The 16,846-nt window shown below is 72.4% G+C and carries 16 protein-coding genes; 3 read left to right on the forward strand and 13 right to left on the reverse strand.

The genetic code is table 11. The annotated features are described in order from the left end of the window. Positions 1-271: sterol carrier family protein (locus tag AAG827_RS15440; RefSeq protein WP_341927012.1), on the reverse strand; the 271-nt coding region annotated here is incomplete at its 3' end. 51 nt (positions 272-322) lie between these two features. On the opposite strand from AAG827_RS15440, the gene AAG827_RS15445 reads away from it, so the two are divergent. Further along, positions 323-1,171, forward strand: coding sequence for a DNA-formamidopyrimidine glycosylase family protein (locus AAG827_RS15445; protein WP_341927014.1), 849 nt, complete (start codon positions 323-325; stop codon positions 1,169-1,171). 71 nt (positions 1,172-1,242) lie between these two features. Continuing rightward, a complete protein-coding gene (locus AAG827_RS15450) occupies positions 1,243-1,962 on the forward strand; it encodes a hypothetical protein (RefSeq protein WP_341927015.1) in 720 nt (239 codons plus the stop codon). A gap of 21 nt (positions 1,963-1,983) precedes the next feature. Here the strand turns inward: AAG827_RS15450 and AAG827_RS15455 are convergent, their stop codons facing one another. The 4 genes from AAG827_RS15455 to AAG827_RS15470 all read right to left on the reverse strand — a co-directional run bounded on the left by AAG827_RS15455 (position 1,984) and on the right by AAG827_RS15470 (position 6,853). After that, positions 1,984-2,808 (reverse strand): alpha/beta hydrolase, encoded by an 825-nt coding sequence (locus tag AAG827_RS15455; RefSeq protein WP_341927017.1) that lies wholly within the window; start codon positions 2,806-2,808, stop codon positions 1,984-1,986. Between the two features lie 27 nt (positions 2,809-2,835). Beyond that, entirely contained in the window at positions 2,836-3,261 is a 426-nt protein-coding gene (gene arfB, locus AAG827_RS15460; RefSeq protein ID WP_341927018.1) for an alternative ribosome rescue aminoacyl-tRNA hydrolase ArfB, read from the reverse strand. Positions 3,262-3,264: 3 nt separating this feature from the next. Continuing rightward, positions 3,265-5,529, reverse strand: a complete 2,265-nt coding sequence (gene purL, locus AAG827_RS15465) for a phosphoribosylformylglycinamidine synthase subunit PurL (RefSeq protein WP_341927020.1) — start codon at positions 5,527-5,529, stop codon at positions 3,265-3,267. 64 nt (positions 5,530-5,593) lie between these two features. After that, the gene (locus tag AAG827_RS15470; protein WP_341927021.1) at positions 5,594-6,853 is read right to left on the reverse strand and encodes a PQQ-binding-like beta-propeller repeat protein; all 1,260 of its coding nucleotides are present in this window, start codon (positions 6,851-6,853) and stop codon (positions 5,594-5,596) included. A gap of 159 nt (positions 6,854-7,012) precedes the next feature. Here AAG827_RS15470 and AAG827_RS15475 point away from each other — a divergent pair, with 159 nt between their 5' ends. Further along, positions 7,013-8,443, forward strand: coding sequence for a glycoside hydrolase domain-containing protein (locus AAG827_RS15475; protein WP_341927022.1), 1,431 nt, complete (start codon positions 7,013-7,015; stop codon positions 8,441-8,443). A 238-nt stretch (positions 8,444-8,681) separates the two neighbouring features. Here the strand turns inward: AAG827_RS15475 and AAG827_RS15480 are convergent, their stop codons facing one another. The 8 genes from AAG827_RS15480 to AAG827_RS15515 all read right to left on the reverse strand — a co-directional run bounded on the left by AAG827_RS15480 (position 8,682) and on the right by AAG827_RS15515 (position 16,844). Beyond that, complete coding sequence (locus AAG827_RS15480) at positions 8,682-9,980, reverse strand: PQQ-binding-like beta-propeller repeat protein (RefSeq protein WP_341927023.1); 1,299 nt, start codon at positions 9,978-9,980, stop codon at positions 8,682-8,684. 55 nt (positions 9,981-10,035) lie between these two features. Further along, positions 10,036-10,509: a DUF3817 domain-containing protein gene (locus AAG827_RS15485; RefSeq protein ID WP_341927024.1), complete on the reverse strand. Its 474-nt coding sequence runs from the start codon at positions 10,507-10,509 to the stop codon at positions 10,036-10,038. Then, positions 10,506-11,174: a phosphoribosylformylglycinamidine synthase subunit PurQ gene (gene purQ, locus AAG827_RS15490; RefSeq protein ID WP_341927025.1), complete on the reverse strand. Its 669-nt coding sequence runs from the start codon at positions 11,172-11,174 to the stop codon at positions 10,506-10,508. Before purQ ends, AAG827_RS15485 begins: the two co-directional genes overlap by 4 nt. Continuing rightward, positions 11,171-11,422, reverse strand: coding sequence for a phosphoribosylformylglycinamidine synthase subunit PurS (gene purS / locus AAG827_RS15495; protein WP_341927026.1), 252 nt, complete (start codon positions 11,420-11,422; stop codon positions 11,171-11,173). Before purS ends, purQ begins: the two co-directional genes overlap by 4 nt. A 61-nt stretch (positions 11,423-11,483) precedes the next feature. Further along, positions 11,484-12,854 (reverse strand): hypothetical protein, encoded by a 1,371-nt coding sequence (locus tag AAG827_RS15500; RefSeq protein WP_341927027.1) that lies wholly within the window; start codon positions 12,852-12,854, stop codon positions 11,484-11,486. Positions 12,855-12,953: 99 nt separating this feature from the next. Continuing rightward, positions 12,954-13,142, reverse strand: a complete 189-nt coding sequence (locus tag AAG827_RS15505) for a hypothetical protein (protein ID WP_309649026.1) — start codon at positions 13,140-13,142, stop codon at positions 12,954-12,956. Beyond that, the gene (locus AAG827_RS15510) at positions 13,139-14,716 is read right to left on the reverse strand and encodes a long-chain fatty acid--CoA ligase (RefSeq protein WP_341927028.1); all 1,578 of its coding nucleotides are present in this window, start codon (positions 14,714-14,716) and stop codon (positions 13,139-13,141) included. Before AAG827_RS15510 ends, AAG827_RS15505 begins: the two co-directional genes overlap by 4 nt. Before the next feature lie 46 nt (positions 14,717-14,762). Continuing rightward, entirely contained in the window at positions 14,763-16,844 is a 2,082-nt protein-coding gene (locus AAG827_RS15515) for an MMPL family transporter (RefSeq protein WP_341927029.1), read from the reverse strand. Positions 16,845-16,846 lie beyond the last annotated feature (2 nt).

Consider the following 16,846-nt stretch of genomic DNA (forward strand, 5'->3'; position numbering starts at 1 on the left):
CGACCGCGTCGGCCCAGGAGAGGCCGCCGGTCGCGAGCGCGACCCACGTGACGGCGTCCATCTCGACCACGGCCGGCGGGGTGCCACGGGTGTGCCGCACCCCCGGGATCACCTGGACCGCGGCGTAGGGCGGCACCCGCACCTCGACCGAGTGACCGGGGGCGCGCTGCTCGAGCACGGCCATGAAGTGCTTGGTGAGGGCGCGCAGGTCGTCGGCCGCGGTCGCGGTCGTCAGCTCGTCGGCCGTCAGCACGCGCAGACGGGGCGGCATCAGTCGTCGTCCTCGGGCACGCGGTGAACCCTAGACCGGCATGATGGAGCGGTGCCGGAGGGAGACAGCGTCCACAAGCTCGCGCGACGCCTCGACCGAGGGCTGAAGGGCAGCTCGATCGCCCGGTCGGACCTGCGCGTGCCCCGGCTCGCCACCCGTGACCTGGCCGGCCGCACGCTGCTCGAGCACGCGACGCACGGCAAGCACCTGCTGACCCGCTTCAGCGGCGGGGTCACCCTCCACAGCCACCTGCTGATGGACGGGAGCTGGACGGTGACCGGCCCCGGCAAGCGGCTCCCGACGCGCTTGATGCCCCAGGTGCGCGTCGTGCTGGAGACGGCGGCCGGCCCGACGGCGTACGGGCTGGACCTGCACCAGCTCGACTTCGTGGCCACCGCGGACGAGCACCAGCTCATCGGGCACCTGGGCCCCGACCCGTTGCGCGAGGACTGGGACCACGCCGAGGCCGTACGACGACTGGCGGCCGACCCGGACGTGCCGCTGGCCTCGGCGATGCTCGACCAGACGCGGATGGCCGGGCTGGGCAACCTGTGGGCCAACGAGCTGTGCTTCCTGGTCGGTCGCAGCCCGTGGACGCCCGTCGGGGAGGTCGACGTCGACGCCCTGGTGCGCCTGGCCGCGAAGGCGCTGCGGCACTCCGCGCTCGTGCCGGGTGCCTACCAGGTGACCACCGGGACCAGCCGCCGCGGCGAGGACCACTGGGTCTCGGGACGCAACCGGCGCCCCTGCCTGCGCTGCGGCACGACGGTGCGGATGGTGCCGGAGATCCCGGACGACCCGGCCAACCGACGGTGCTGGTGGTGCCCGAGCTGCCAGCCGGGCCCGGGGCCGGAGGCGCGCGTCAGCTCGTCGGTCGGCCCGGCGGGTCGTGTGCCGTAGCCAGCGCTCGACCGCGCTCTGCGGCACACGACCCCTCCACACGCCGCCTCCGCACCACCTACGCTGCCCACGTGACCCGCGACCTGCACGAGCCGTTGGAGGCCGGCCCGGTGCGCGACACGGTGCGCCACCTCCAGGAGCGCATCGCGGCGCGCTTCCCCGAGCGGGGGCTGCGCAAGGTGGCCGGCGACCTGCTGATCCTCATCGACGAGGTCGAGACCGGGGCCGGGGCGATCCAGGGTCGGCTGCGGCTGGCCCGCGTCGTGTCCCGGGTCTCGATGGGCCTGATCGTGGGCGCCACGCTCGTGGCCCTGGCGCTGGCGGCCCGCGACGCGATCCGGGTCGACGGCCGCTTCACCAGCTCCCTCGACGTGCTGCCGCTCGTCGAGACGACGATCAACGACCTGGTCTTCGCGGGCATCGCGGTCTTCTTCCTCTGGACCGTGCCCGAGCGGCTCCAGCGCGGCCGCACCCTCGCGCTGCTCCACCAGCTCCGCTCCACGGCGCACATCGTCGACATGCACCAGCTGACCAAGGATCCGGAGCAGCTGCGCGCCTCCTACACGTCGACGAGCGCGAGCGTGCCCCTCGACATGAGCCGCGACGAGATGGAGCGCTACCTCGACTACTGCTCGGAGCTGCTCAGCCTGGTCGCCAAGACCGCGGCCCTGTGCGCCGAGGAGTCCCGCGACGCCGTCGTGCTCGACACGGTCAACTCGATCGAGGAGCTCACCACCGGGATGTCGCGCAAGATCTGGCAGAAGATCTCGACGCTCCCGCCGGCCGCCTGACGGCCGCCCTCAGCCCAGCCCTCAGCCGATCCCGTCCAGGATGGCGAGGATCTCGGTCCATGCCTGCGACAGCGGGTCGATGACGACGAAGTGGTCACCGTCGACGGCGACCAGCTCGGCCTGCGCGCCCGCCGCGGTGGCGGCGCTGACGTAGGTGCCGGACTGTCCGATCGGCACGATCGTGTCGGCCGTGCCGTGCACGCACCAGACCGGCTGCTCCAGCGGCACCTGCTGCATCGGGTCGTACGCCGCGTCCTGCGGCCCCGGGGCGTGTCCGAGCAGTGCCCCGGCAGCGCCGCCGCCCAGTCCGTCGCGCTCGGAGGCCACGAGGTCGAGCACACCGGCCTGCGAGATCACGTGGGTGACCGGCACCCGGTCGGGCCAGGCGCCGTCGCGACCCCGCGAGGCCGCCCATGCGGCGAGGTGCCCACCGGCGGAGTGGCCGAGCGTCACGACCGTCGAGGTGTCGACCTCGAGGTCGCCCAGCGCGTCGATCGCCGCGGAGACGTCGTCGAAGGTCTCGGGAGTGCCACCACCGTTGCCGACGCGGCGATACTCGATGTTCCACGCCGCCCACCCCTCCGCGGCCAGGCTGGTCGCGAGCGGCCGGCCGAGCGAGAGGTCGTACTCCGCCTTCCAGAAGCCGCCGTGTATGACCACCACGACGCCTCGGGGCGTGCCGTCGGGGAGGTAGAGCTCGCCGTACTGGCTGGGGTCGGTGCCGTAGGCGGTGCGTCCCTCGCCGGGACCGTCGGGCTCTCTCACGGGAGCATCCTCGCCGCACGAGGCCAGCGCGAGACCGACCACCCCCAGGGCGGGCAGGCTGAGCAGGGTCCGTCGGTGCACGAGCGCCATCCCACCAGAGGGGTCCAACTAGTCGAAGCGCCCCTGGCGCCCCTTCTTGATCTCACCGCGCCGCTTCTTGGCGCCGAGGCGTCGCTCCTTGGAGCCGCGCGTGGGGCGCGTGGCACGGCGTGGCGGCGCCGGCGGCAGGGCGGCGTCGCGCAGCAGCGACGCCAGGCGCTCCCGGGCGGCGCGCCGGTTGGCGAGCTGGGTGCGGTGCTCGCTGGCGGCGATCGTGAGGACTCCGTCGACGAGCCGCGAGGCCAGCGCGGCCAGCATCCGCTCCTGGAGGTACGCCGGCACGCTGGGCGAGGCGGCCAGGTCGAAGGAGAGCTCGACCCGGGAGTCGGCGGTGTTGACGCCCTGCCCGCCCGGACCCGACGAGCGGGAGAACCGCTCGGCGAGCTCGGCCGCTGGGATGACCAGCAACCGGGAGACGACCAGGTCGTCGGCCAAGGATCAGCCCAACGCTGCGGGCAGCGTCGCCATCCAGGCCGAGCGCACCTCGAGCAGGGCCAGGTCGAACTGGCCCTCCACCACGATGCTGTCGCCACCGGTGGTGCCGAGCTCGGTCACGGCCACCCCGTGCTCCTCAGCCAGCGCCGTGAGGGCGGCGGCGTCGCCGTCCGCCACGGTGACGACCACGCGACCGGCCGACTCCGAGAAGAGCCCGACGAACGCGTCACCCGGCACGGTGACGGTCGCGCCGATCATGTGGCGCAGCCCGGCCTCGACCAGCGTCTGGGCCAGGCCGCCGTCGGAGAGGTCGTGGGCGCTGGTGAGCAGGCCGACGCCCGCGCGCAGCAGCTCGGCGAGGGACTTCTCCGCCGCCAGGTCGACCACGGGCGGGCGACCGCCGAGGTGACCGTGCACCACGTGGGCCCACTCGGAGCCGGAGAGCTCCTCGCGGGTCTCGCCGAGCAGGAAGATCCGCTCCCCGGCGGCCTCGAAGGCCGACGGCGTGCGCTTCGTGACGTCCTGGATGACGCCGAGCACGGCGACGACCGGGGTCGGGAGGATCGCGGTCTCGCCGGTTTGGTTGTAGAGGCTGACGTTGCCGCCGGTGACCGGGATGCCGAGCTCGAGACAGCCGTCCTTGAGGCCACGGCAGGCCTCGGCGAACTGCCACATGACCGCCGGGTCCTCGGGCGAGCCGAAGTTGAGGCAGTCGGAGATCGCCAGCGGCGTCGCGCCGCCGGTGGCCACGTTGCGGTAGGACTCGGCCAAGGCCAGCTGCGCGCCGACGTAGGGGTCGAGACGCGCGAAGCGGCCGTTGCAGTCCGTGGAGACCGCGACGCCGAGGTTGGTGTCCTCGTCGATGCGGATCATCCCGGAGTCGCTGGGCTGGGCGAGCACGGTGTTGCCGCGGACGTAGCGGTCGTACTGATCGGTGATCCACGACTTGTCGCACAGGTTGGGCGACGCCGCGAGGCGCAGCACGGTCTCGCGCAGCTCCTCGCCGGTCGTGGGCCGCGGCAGCGACTCGGCGCCGTCGGCCTGGAGGGCGTCCTGGCTGTCGGGGCGGGCGAAGGGGCGGTGGTAGGTCGGGCCGTCGTGCGCGACCGAGCGCGGGGGCACGTCGACGACGCGCTCGCCGTGCCAGTCGATGTGCAGCCGGCCGGTGTCGGTGACCTCGCCGATGACGGTGGCGTCGACCTCCCACTTGGCGCAGATCGCCAGGAACGCGGCGACGTCGTCGGGCTCGACGACGGCCATCATCCGCTCCTGCGACTCGCTCATGAGGATCTCCTCCGGCGAGAGCGTGGAGTCGCGCAGCGGCACCCGGTCGAGCTCGACGTGCATGCCGCCGTCACCGGCGCTGGCCAGCTCGGAGGTCGCGCAGGACAGCCCGGCGCCGCCGAGGTCCTGGATGCCGGCGACGAGACCGGCCGCGAAGATCTCGAGCGTGCACTCGATGAGGAGCTTCTCCATGAAGGGGTCGCCGACCTGCACGGCCGGGCGCTTGGCCGGGCCGGTGGACTCAAAGGTCTCGCTGGCGAGGATCGAGACGCCGCCGATGCCGTCGCCGCCGGTCTTGGCGCCGTAGAGGATCACCTGGTTGCCGGCGCCGGACGCCTTGGCGAGGTGCAGGTCCTCGTGACGCAGCACGCCGACGCAGAGCGCGTTGACCAGCGGGTTGCCGAGGTAGGTCTCGTCGAAGACGGCCTCGCCGCCGATGTTGGGCAGGCCCAGGCAGTTGCCGTAGCCGCCGACGCCCGCCACGATCCCGGGCAGCACGCGCTGGGTGTCGGGGGCGTCCAGCGGGCCGAAGCGCAGCGGGTCCATCACGGCGACCGGACGTGCGCCCATCGCGAGGATGTCGCGCACGATGCCGCCGACGCCGGTCGCGGCACCCTGGTAGGGCTCGACGTAGGACGGGTGGTTGTGCGACTCGACCTTGAAGGTGACGGCATAGCCCTGACCGACGTCGATGACGCCGGCGTTCTCGCCGATGCCGGCGAGCATCCTCCCCGCGGGAGTCTCTTGCGGGATCTCGCTGAACTGCTTGAGGTGCACCTTGGACGACTTGTAGGAGCAGTGCTCGCTCCACATGACGGAGTACATCGCGAGCTCGGCGCTCGTGGGGCGACGGCCGAGGATCTCGCGGATCTCGTGGTACTCGTCCGCCTTGAGGCCGAGATCGGCCCACGGCTGGTCGCGCGCGGGGTCCGAGGCGGCGACGGCGACGGTGTCGAGGGACGGCTTCACGGAGGTCTCGGGCACGGGCGTCAATCTACCGGCGCCGGGCCGCTCCGGCGCACCCGGCGCAGGCGGCGGACGGCGCCGCTCAGCGGTAGCCGCGGACCTCGTCGTCCGCGACGACCACGACGAGGCCGTCGGCAGCCGCGACGTTGAGCGTCTCGACCCCGGCCAGGTCGACGGTCCAGGTGGCCTCGTCCGCCCCGAGCTCGTAGTAGGCGAAGCTGCCCGGCAGGTCGGCCTCCGGCTCGGTCGCCGCATAGAGCCCGCCGTCCACGAGGGTGAGGAGACCGTCGTAGGTGCCCACGGTCGCCAGCTCGTCGTCGTAGACCCGGCCCGAGACGAAGTCGATCGCGTAGTCGTCGCCGTCGACCTCGAAGCGCTCGAGCGAGACGACCTGGGTGTCCTCGTCGGTCTCCAGCTCGCCCACCTCGCCGTCGGCGTCACGCACCAGGATCTGCGGGGCCGCGGCCTGCTCGTCGTCGTCGGCCGGCAGCAGCCAGACCCGGTCGTCGGAGAGGACCCCGCCCGAGATCCCGTCGGCGCCCGGGTCGAGGCGCCAGAGCTCCTCGCCGTCGTCGGGGTCGAGCGCGACGGCGCCGGCCTCGGAGGTCAGCAGCAGGAGGGCGTCGTTGACCGCGAGGTCCGGGGTGGCGGCCTGGGTGCCGTCGACGCGCGACTCCTCGTCGTAGGGCACCGACCACTGCTTCTCGCCGGAGCCGACGTCGTACGCCGTCAGGGTGCCGCCCTGCGCCGTGTAGAGCGCGTCGGGGCCGAAGACGTGCTCGTCGGTGACGTCGATCGACCAGCGCACGTCCCCGGAGGCGACGTCCATGACGCCGAGCGCGGTCTCTCCCGCGAAGCCGGCACCGTCGTCGAGGTAGCGCACGAGCGGGCCCTCGGTCTGCTCCCAGATCTGCTCGCCGTCGGCGGCCGCCAGCCCGACGGCGCCGGCCTCGGTCACGCAGACCACGACGTCCTCGTGGTCGGGGTGGGACAGGATCACGCTGCACGGCTCCGCGGGCGCCACGGACCAGGCCTCCTCGCCGGCGGCGTCGAGCTCGAGCACCGCGCTCCCGGTCGACAGGAAGACCCGCGCCCCCACGGCCGTCCCGCCGGTCACGGGCCCGTCGGTGCGCACCGTCCAGTCGAGCTCGGGCGTCGACGTCACGGGCTCGGGCAACCGGACGGCGAGCCCGCTGGAGAAGCTCGCCGAGCGACCCGGGTCCCCCACGAGCAGGACGACGACGATGCCGGCAGCGACCACGGCCAGCACGAGACCGACGACGACAGCCACGACAGGGGCCCGACGACGCGTCGGGTCGGGGGCGGGGGCTGCGGTCGTCATGCCGCAATCTAACCGTGCGCGACGCCCCCGGCGGCCCTGCTGGCCGGTCCGCGAATTACAGATCTGTAGTTACTCCCGATGCCTGTTACGGGTGTGACTCGTGAGGTTATGGTGACGTCGCCGTCCGACGGATCGACACCCTTCCCCTGGAGCTCCGCCATGCCTCGCACGCCTCTTCCCACGCTCTCCGCCCGCCTCCGACATGCCGCCAGCGTCGCGGTCGCAGGGGTCCTGACCCTGGCCGCGCTGAGCGCCGTCGGCCCCGCCGCGCAGGCCGGAGCGGGTGCGTCGGCCAGCGCCTCCGCGAGCCCGCGCACGCCCGCGGCCCGGGAGGGCAACGTGGTGACGCCCGGCGACTTCACCGGCTACGGCTTCGACCAGTGCCACGCGCCGGACCAGAAGGCGATGAACGCCTGGCTGCAGAACTCGCCGTTCCTCTCGGTCGGCATCTACATCTCCGGGAAGTCACGCGCCTGTCGCGACCAGCCCAACCTGACGCCCACCTGGATCAGCACCCAGCTGCGCAACGGCTGGCGGCTGCTCCCGATCACCCTCGGCCCGCAGGCCTCCTGCCAGCCGCGTTTCCCGCGCTACTCCGACGACGTCAAGATCAACCCCAAGCCGGGCAAGGTCGGCCGCTATGCGCTGGCCAAGCAGCAGGGCATGGACGAGGCCGTCTCCGCGGTCGCCGCGGCCAAGGCGCTGGGCATCGTCGAGAAGAGCACCCTGTGGTACGACCTCGAGGGCTACGACAACTCCAACACCGACTGCCGCGAGTCCGCCCTGACCTTCCTCAGCGGCTGGACCCAGAAGCTCCACGAGCTCGGCTACGTCTCGGGCGTCTACTCCAGCGCCGGCTCCGGCATCGCCGCGCTCGACGCGGCCCGGATCAACCGGCCCGACCGCTTCACGCTGCCCGACGCGATCTGGGTCGCCCGCTGGGACGGCATCGCCAACACCTCGACCTCCTACATCCGTGAGGACGGCTGGCGCCCCGGCGGCCGCGTCAAGCAGTACATGGGCGGCCACGACGAGACGTGGGGCGGTGTGCGCATCAACATCGACCGCAACTACCTCGACCTCGGCCGCGGCTCCGTCGCCGAGCCCGAGACCCACTGCGGCGGCGTCAACGTCTCGCTGTGGGAGTACCCGCTGCTGCGGCCCCCCACCGACACCTACCGCCCCCCGGCCGCGCAGATGAAGGCGCTCCAGTGCCTGCTGCGCGAGCAGGGCTTCTATGACGGCCCGACCGGCGGCAACTACAACCCCAAGCTGGTCAAGGCGATGAACGCCTGGCAGACGAAGCACCAGGTGGCCGTCACCTCCTCGTGGTTCGTGCGCCACTGGATCATGCTGCTGGCCTCCGGCCCGCGCGAGGTGCTCAAGGTCGGCTCCGCCGGTCCCGCCGTACGCCGTGTCCAGCGCGCCCTCAACGCCGCCGCGCTCACCAAGCCGATCAAGGCCACCGGGGTCTTCGACGCCGCGACCAGCAACGCCGTGCGGGCCTACCAGCAGAAGACCGGCACCCCGGTCAACGGCGTGGTCGCCTACCCGACCTGGGGCAAGCTCGAGGCCGGCGCCAGCAGCTGATCGCCGGTCGAGCCGCGACCCTGGCCGCGGCTCGAGCAGCGACCCTGGTCGCCGGTCGAGCAGCGAGCGAAGCGAGCGGTCGTCGAGACCAAGCCACGCGACACCGCCGTTCGGCTCACCGGGTTTCGACACGGCCTCGCCTAGCGGCTCGCCCGGCTCAACCGACGAGAGGCAGCCCGGCGGCTCGCCCGGCTCAACCAACGAGAGACGGCCGGCGGCTCGAGCAGCGAGCGAAGCCCTAGAGGAAGCCCGTGACGGTGTCGCCGGCGACGACCGCGAACCCGTCGGCTAGGACGACGGCCCGCTCGGCACCGGGCACCTCCGCCTCGGCGTCGGGGGTGGAGGCACCGAGGGGATAGTGCGAGACCACGCCGCCCGTGACGACGTAGACCCCGTCGTCGGCCGGCGTCACGGTGCCGTCGTAGGTCGCTCGCACGGTGAGGTCCTCGTCGAGGACGGTGCCGGAGACGGGGTCGAGGGCGTAGGCCTCGCCGTCCACGGTGAACGGCACCAGCTCGGTCGTCAGCCCGGCCTCGACCGGCAGCTCGCCCCGCTCCCCCATCGCGTCGTAGGCGATGGCCGTCGGCGGCGTCGCGCGCTCGCTGGTGACGACCACCAGCGCGTCGGAGAGCACCTCGACCGCCGCACCCGGAGCCCGGGCCGTCCAGCGCTCGGTGCCGTTGAGCGGGTCGAGGGCGACCACCTCGGAGCCCTTGACCACCGCGACCAGGCCCAGGTTGGCGACCAGCGTGGCCTCGGGCCCGGCGCCGACGTCGCTGGTCCAGAGCTCGCTGCCGTCGTCGGCGCTCAGCGCGGTCAGCTCCGGGCCGCGCAGGACGTAGGCCATCGCGCCGGCCACGGCGTAGGCGTCGACGTCGGGCACCTTCCAGGTCGGCACGCCGGAGCGGGCGTCGAGCACCCCGAAGGGCCCACCCTCCGCCTCGACGTCGACCACGAAGCCCGACGCGGCCACACCGACGTAGGTGATGTCGGGGTACTGCCAGAGCTCCTCGCCGTCGGCGAGCGTGTTGGCGCTGATGCCCGGGCCGTCCGCGGCGCTGACGAGCACCTCGCCACCGGCGTCGACGTCCTCGACCGGAGCGACCGGCTGGGCCCGGCTCCACGTCTGCTCGCCGGCGGCGTCGACGGAGACGAGGTCGCCGGAGTCGAGCGAGAGGACCACCGCGTCGTCGACGGCGAGCTCGCCGAGCACCGGACTGTCGAGGGCGACCTCCCAGGAAGGCACGAGCCGGCGTGGCCCCTCGACGGGGGCCTCGCCCGCGGGCGTCGTGGTCGCGGGCGGCGTCTCGGCACCACCGCGCAGCAGCAGGAAGGCGCTGCCCCCCACGACCGCCACCGCCGCGACGCCGGCGACCACGCGCGTGCGCAGGCGGGCCCGGCGGGCGTCGACTGTCGCCTTGACCGAGGCGTAGGGGGTGGGGAAACCGCAGCTGGGGCAGGCCACGTCGGAGGGACCGTAGGCGTTGCCGCAGTAGGTGCAGCCCGACACTGCCGGTGTGTCCTGCTCGGTGCTCACTGCTCGTCCCCCTGAGTGCGGTCACACCCCATGGGGACCGCGTCGGTGATCAGTGTCAGCCGACAGGCGGTCCGACGAGCAGCGCAACGCCGGTGAGGGCGACGACCGCGACGATGCCGGCGACCGCACCCTGGAGCGGGTTGCGCAGCAACCACGCGGTGGGACGCTCGACGCCGCGCCCCGCGGGCTCCGTGGTGAGGCGCCAGGAGTCGGCCAGCCCGCCGGCCCGCTCCACGTGCCGGTCGAACCAGATCGTCATGAACGGCGGGACCGCCGAGACGAGGCCGAGCGCCAGTCGGGAGGCCGACCAGCGACGGTCGACGGCCACGACGACCGTGGTGAGGCAGTAGGCGATGAAGACGACGCCGTGCAGCATCCCGAAGACGCGCACCCCGAGCTCGGTGGTCTCGGTGACGTACTTGAGGAACATCCCGGTCAGCAGCCCGGCCCAGGTGATGGCCTCTGCCGTCGCGACGACGCGGAACAGGCGGGTGGGGCCCGTCAGCGAGCCGGTGCGCGGGGAGCTCATGCGAACGACTGCTCCACGAGGCTGGTGAAGAAGCCCAGCCCGTCGGTGCCCGCGCCGGTGAGGTCCTCGACGGCGTGCTCGGGGTGCGGCATCAGCCCGACCACGTTGCCGGCGGCGTTGGTGACGCCGGCGATGTCGCGCAGCGAGCCGTTGGGGTTGTCGCCGAGGTAGCGCGCGACGACCTGGCCCTCACCCTCGAGGCGGTCGAGCGTGGCCTCGTCGGCGACGAAGCCGCCCTCGCCGTTCTTGAGGACGATGGTGATCTCGGCACCCTCGGCGTAGGCCGAGGTCCACGGGGTGCGGTTGTTCTCGACGCGCAGGCGCTGGTCGCGGCAGACGAACTTGCGGTGGTCGTTGCGGATCAGCGCACCCGGCAGCAGGTGCGACTCGCACAGGATCTGGAAGCCGTTGCAGATGCCCAGGACCGGCATCCCGCGGCCGGCGGCCGCGATGACCTCGGCCATGACGGGCGAGAAGCGCGAGATGGCGCCGCAGCGCAGGTAATCGCCGTAGGAGAAGCCGCCGGGCAGGACGACCGCGTCGACGCCCTTGAGGTCGTGGTCGCCGTGCCACAGGGCGACGGCGTCGTTGCCGCCGATGGCGACCGCGCGCTGCGCGTCGACGTCGTCGAGGCTGCCCGGGAAGGTCACGACGCCGATCTTCATGCGGGCTGCTCCACGTGGACGGTGAAGTTCTCGATGACGGGGTTGGAGAGCAGCGTCTCAGCCATCTGGTGCACCTCGGCGAGGACCTCCTCGGTCACCTCGCCGGCGATCTCGAGCTCGAAGCGCTTGCCCTGCCGGACGTCGGTGACGCCGGAGAAGCCCAGGCGGGGCAGGGCGCCGAGGACGGCCTTGCCCTGGGGGTCGAGGATCTCGGGCTTGGGCATGACGTCGACGACGACTCGAGGCACGGAAGGCTCCTGCGGTGAGGGCGGCACCTGGTGGGGTGCGCGGGCACGACCATCCTACTTTTCAGCGCTCGACGTCGTAGACCTCGGTCTCACAGAACTCGTCGAGCAGCCGCTCCCAGGTCTCCTGGGCGATCACGCCGTCGGGCTCGAGGAGCACCTGGGACTGGAAGTCCTCCAGCGCCGCGACGACCTCGGGGGTCCGCTGTCCATAGCTCTGGAAGACGCCCTCCTTGGGGATCAGCCCGAAGAGGTAGAGCCCCCACTGCACCTGCCCGATCAGCCGTCGCACCGCCAACGACGTCAGGTCGGAGTCGGCGCCGATCGTCGGCAGCGCGTCGACCGAGGACTCGCAGAAGCACAGCTCGCGCTCCTGCGAGGGGTTGGCCAGCTCGCGCACCCAGGCGGTGGCGCTGTCGAGGCCCTCGATCGCCTGGCACGCCTCGGGCACGGTCGCGAAGGGACCGAGGTAGGCGTTGTAGATCGGCTGGCCCGACTCCGGGTGCGTGCGCTGGAAGGCGGCGCACGAGTCCGCGGCCCGCAGCACCTTGGCGTCGGGCACGCCCTCGACCGCGTTGCCGAGCTTGGACGCGTAGTTGTCGGCCACCCCCGCGGTCGCCAGCATCACGATCACCTCGCCCGTGCAGGGCTGGTTGACGAAGTCGGCGTCGACCTCGAAGGGCAGCGGCTCCGGGTCGCCCGTCGGGTCACCTGTCGGGTCACCTGTCGGGTCCTCGCTCGGGTCGGGCGTGCGGGACGGCTCCTCGTCCACCGCGACCGGCGTGCGCTCCGGGTCGTCCTCGCCCCCGAGGACCCGCCAGGCCACCAGGCCCCCACCCACGAGGGCGAGGGCGAGGACCACCGCGAGGACCGGCGTACGACGACGACGCCTGCGGGCAGGCGGTGGTGACGGAGGTGGTGACGGAGGTGGCGGGCCCGGGGCGACGACCACCGCGTCCGCGGCCTCCGTGACCGGGGCGAGTGCCGGCTGGGCGGGTGCCGTGGCGACGTCGGGGGCCACGACGGGAGCGGGCGGCGGGCTCGGCTGCGTGTCCTCGGGCGACTGCGGGAGCGGCACCTCCATGGTGCGCGTGCGGTAGCGACGCACGTCGGCGTCCCCGACCTTGCCGACCGCGAAGCCGAGCACCGCGCAGGCCCAGCGGGCGGTGTCGAGGTCGCGGCTCCCCCGGTCGCGGGCCAGGATCACGCCGGCGGCCTCGACCGCCTTGGCCCCCTCGCCTCCGCTGGCGATGGTGCTCATCATCCAGGCGTAGGCACCGAGCCGGACGGCGTCGACCAGCAGGTTGATGTCACCGGTGCTGGCCGCGCCCTCGTCAAGGTAGTCGTCGAGCGCGGCCCGGAGCCGGTCGGCGTCGTCCAGCACCTGCGGGCCGACGGCCGCGACCAGCTCGGCCAGGCTCTCGTGCAGCTCCATCGGCCACCTCTAGCGTCGCGGGCGTGGTCCCGTGTCGGCATTGTGGCGCAGCGACGCCCCGCCGGGAAGGCCCGGCGGGGCGTCGGAGGATCCGTGCCGCTAGGAGCGGCGGTTCTGCAGCAGCACGATGCCGAGGGCCACGCCGAGGCCCGCGACGATCGGCCCGATGACCGACCAGGTCCGCTCGCCGGACATGGCGCTGCCGCCGATGTAGTCGAGGCCCTGCAGCGTCCACAGCGCGCCGACGAGCACCATCAGCCCGGCCACCGCCAGGCCGACGGTCCTCACGACAGCTCGCGCTTGAGGATCTTGCCCGTCGCGGTCATGGGCAGGTCGTCGACGAACTGCACCTGGCGGGGGTACTTGTAGGTCGCCATCTGCTCCTTGCCCCAGGCGATGAGCTCGTCCTCGGTGACGCTCGCGCCCTTGTTGAGGATCACGACGGCCTTGATCTCCTCGCCGTGGCTCTCGTGGGGCACGCCGATGACGGCGGCCAGCGAGACGTCGGGGTGGGTCAGCAGGACCTCCTCGATCTCACGCGGGTAGACGTTGTAGCCACCGCGGATGATCATGTCCTTGGACCGGTCGACGATGTAGTACCACCCGTCGGCGTCCTTGCGGCCGAGGTCGCCCGAGCGGAACCAGCCGTCCTGGATCGACTCCTCGGTGGCCTCAGGGCGGTTGTAGTAGCCCTTCATGATGTTGTGGCCCTTGATCGCGATCTCGCCGACCGCGTCGGCGTCCTCGGAGGCGTCCACCTCGTCCCAGCTCTCCGGCTGGAGCAGCTTCATCTCCACGCCCGGGATCGGCTGACCGATCGAGCCGACCCGCACGTCCTGGCCCAGCCGCGAGAAAGAGGCGACCGGGGAGGTCTCGGAGAGCCCGTAGCCCTCGAGGATCGTCACGCCGAAGCGCTTCTCGAACTCCTTGTGCACCTCGACCGGCAGCGCCGAGCCACCGGCGACCGCGACGCGCAGGTTGGCGGCCAGCTCCTTCACGTCGACGCCGGAGTCGTCGAGGGCGCCGAGGAGTCCCCAGTACATCGTGGGAACGCCGGCGAAGAAGGTGACCTTCTCCTTGGCCATGGTCTTCAGCGCCGCGTCGGCCTCGAAGCGCGGCAGCATGACGACGGTGCCGCCGAAGGCGAAGGTGCCGTTCTGCACGACGGTCTGGCCGAAGGAGTGGAAGAGCGGCAGCACGCACAGGGCGGTGTCGGGGTTGTCCTCGCTCGCGCCGAAGAGGTCGGCACCCGCCAGCGCGTTGTCGCGCATGTTGCGGTGGCGCAGCTCGGCGCCCTTGGGCTGACCCGTCGTGCCGGAGGTGTAGAGGATGACCGCGGTGTCGTCCTCGTCGGTGGCGACGGTCTCGAACGTCGGCGCCTGGCCGGCGAGGGCCTGCCCGAACGTCTCGGCGCCCTCGATCGGGGACGGAGCCGCCGGGTCGACGGTGACGACGAAGAACTGCTCGCAGCCGTCGGCGTCGTTGAAGCCCGCGAACCCCTCCTTGCCGATGGGCAGCTCAGCGGTGCCCTCGAAGCAGAAGTAGGCCTTCGCCTCGGCGTCGCCGAGGTGGTAGGCCACCTCGCGTCCCTTGAGGAGCACGTTGAGCGGCACGACGGACGCGCCGGCCTTCAGGATCCCGTAGTAGATGATCGTGAAGTAGGGCAGGTTGGCGCAGCTGAGCGCCACCTTGTCCCCGTGCTGGATCCCGCGGGAGACCAACAGGTTGGCCACCATGTTGGCGGCTCCGTTGACCTGCGCGTAGGTCATCCGCGTGTCCCCGAGGACGATCGCCTCGCGGTCGGGGTACTTCTCCGCACTCTTCTCGAGCAGGCTGGCCAGGTTGTACGTCGTGTCCGACACGAGTCCTCCGTCACATCGTCGTGGGTGCTGACAACCTACTGACCGGTCATGAGCGCGTCACGGGGTGATCGCTCCGCGAGAGGTGACCAGGCCACCAGAAGCGCCGCCCCAGCAGCGCGACGAGCGCGGGGACGAGCACGCTGCGCACCAGCAGCGTGTCGAGCAGGACGCCGAAGCCGACGATGACGCCGATCTGCGTCAGCGTGATCAGGGGCAGCACGCCGAGCACGGTGAAGACCGCGGCGAGCAGGATGCCCGCGCTGGTGATGACCCCACCGGTCACGGCGAGCGCGATCGAGATGGCGCGCGTGGTGTCGTGCTCCTCGGCCTCCTCCTTGGCCCGCGTGGTGAGGAAGATGTTGTAGTCGACCCCCAGCGCCACGAGGAACAGGAAGCTCAGCAGCGGCACGCTGAGGTCGAGGGCCGGGAAGCCGAACCAGTGGGTGAACGCCCACCAGCTCGCCCCCAGGCTGGCCGCGAACGTCGCCACGACCGTCGCCACGAGCAGGACCGCCGCGACGATCGAGCGCAGCAGCGCGAGCAGCACCAGCAGGACGACCACCAGGATCAGCGGGATGATCAGCGCCTGGTCGCGCGACGCCGCGTCGCGGGCGTCGAGGGACTCCGCGTCGGGACCGCCCACCAGTGCGTCGGGGTCCACACCCTGCGCGGCCTCCCGGATGCCTTCGACGGTGTCGAAGGCTGCGTCGGAGGCCGGGTCCGCGGTGAGCACCACGGTCAGCACCGAGGTGTCACCCTCGCTCCCGCCGTCGTCGACCTGCTGCACCCCGTCGACGTCGGCGACCACCCGTCGTACGTCGTCGGCGTCGGCGCTCGAGGTCAGCACCGAGGTGGGCTGCGAGGAGCCGGCCGGGAAGTGCTCGGCCAGGACCTCCTGGCCCGTCACCGACTCGGGCGTCGCGCGGAACTGCTCGGTCTGCGACAGCCCGGTCTTGACCCCGGTCAGCGGCAGGGCGAGCACGACGAGGGCGAGCAGGCCGACGACGGAGACGAGCACCGGACGCTTGGTCACCGTGGCCGCGACCTTCGACCAGACGCCGGTCTCGGTGGGCTCGGGCTGGCCGACCTCCGGCACGAAGGGCCAGAAGAGGCGGCGCCCGAAGAGCGTCATGGCGGCCGGCAGCACGACGAGCGCGTAGACGACGGCGACGACGATCCCGATGGCACCGCCGAAGCCGATGTTGCGGCTCGTCGGGTTGTCGGCGAAGCCCAGGCACAGCAGGGCCAGGACGACGGTCCCGGAGCTCGCGAGGATCGCCGGCGCCGCCTGGCTCAGGGCGATCCGCATGGCGGCGTAGCGGTCCTCCACCTGCCGCAGCTCCTCGCGGTAGCGCGCGATGAGGAGCAGGGCGTAGTTGGTGCCGGCACCGAAGACGAGGACCGACGTGATGCCGACCGATGCGCCGTCGGTGGCGAACGGGAAGACCTGGGTCCCCACGGCCACCATGGCTGCAGCGACCTGGTCGGCCACGCCGACCACGGAGAGCGGCACCAGCCAGAGCCAGGGGCTGCGGTAGGTGATGAGCAGCAGCAGGGCCACGACGCCCGCGGTCGTGATGAGCAACCGCACGTCCGCGCCGTCGAAGACCTTCGAGAGGTCGACGATGAAGGCCGGACCACCCGTGGTGCTCGCCTCGAGCCCGTCGGGCAGGTCCTTCGCGGAGAGGTCGCGGATCGCCGTGATCGGCTCCTCGAGCTCCTCCTCGGGCGTGTCGGTGGCGAGCGGCACCCCGATGAAGGCGGCCTCGCCGTCCTCGGCGAAGACCGGGAAGACCTGCTGGCCGGGCGCGGCGAGGGAGCCGAGCTCCTCGACCTTGGTCGCCACCGCGCGCCGGTCCGCGGCGGTGAGCTGCTCGCCGCCGCGGTCGAAGACCACGATCGCGGGGGTGAACTCCGCGGTGCCGAGCGACTCCTGGAGCCGCGCCGCCTGCGCCGACTCGGCGTCGGTCGGCAGGTTGGCGGTGCCGTTGTCGATCTGCTCCGGCTCGATGCCGGAGCCCAGCATCACCCCGGAGAAGAGGATCGCGACCAGCACCACGACCCGGCTGACCCAGCGCCCCAGCAGGGCGCGACGGGAGGGCTTCTTTCGCTCAGTGAATATTTCCACGC

Source organism: Nocardioides psychrotolerans, from assembly GCF_943371775.1.
In the GTDB taxonomy this organism is placed as follows: Bacteria; Actinomycetota; Actinomycetes; order Propionibacteriales; family Nocardioidaceae; genus Nocardioides; species Nocardioides psychrotolerans_A.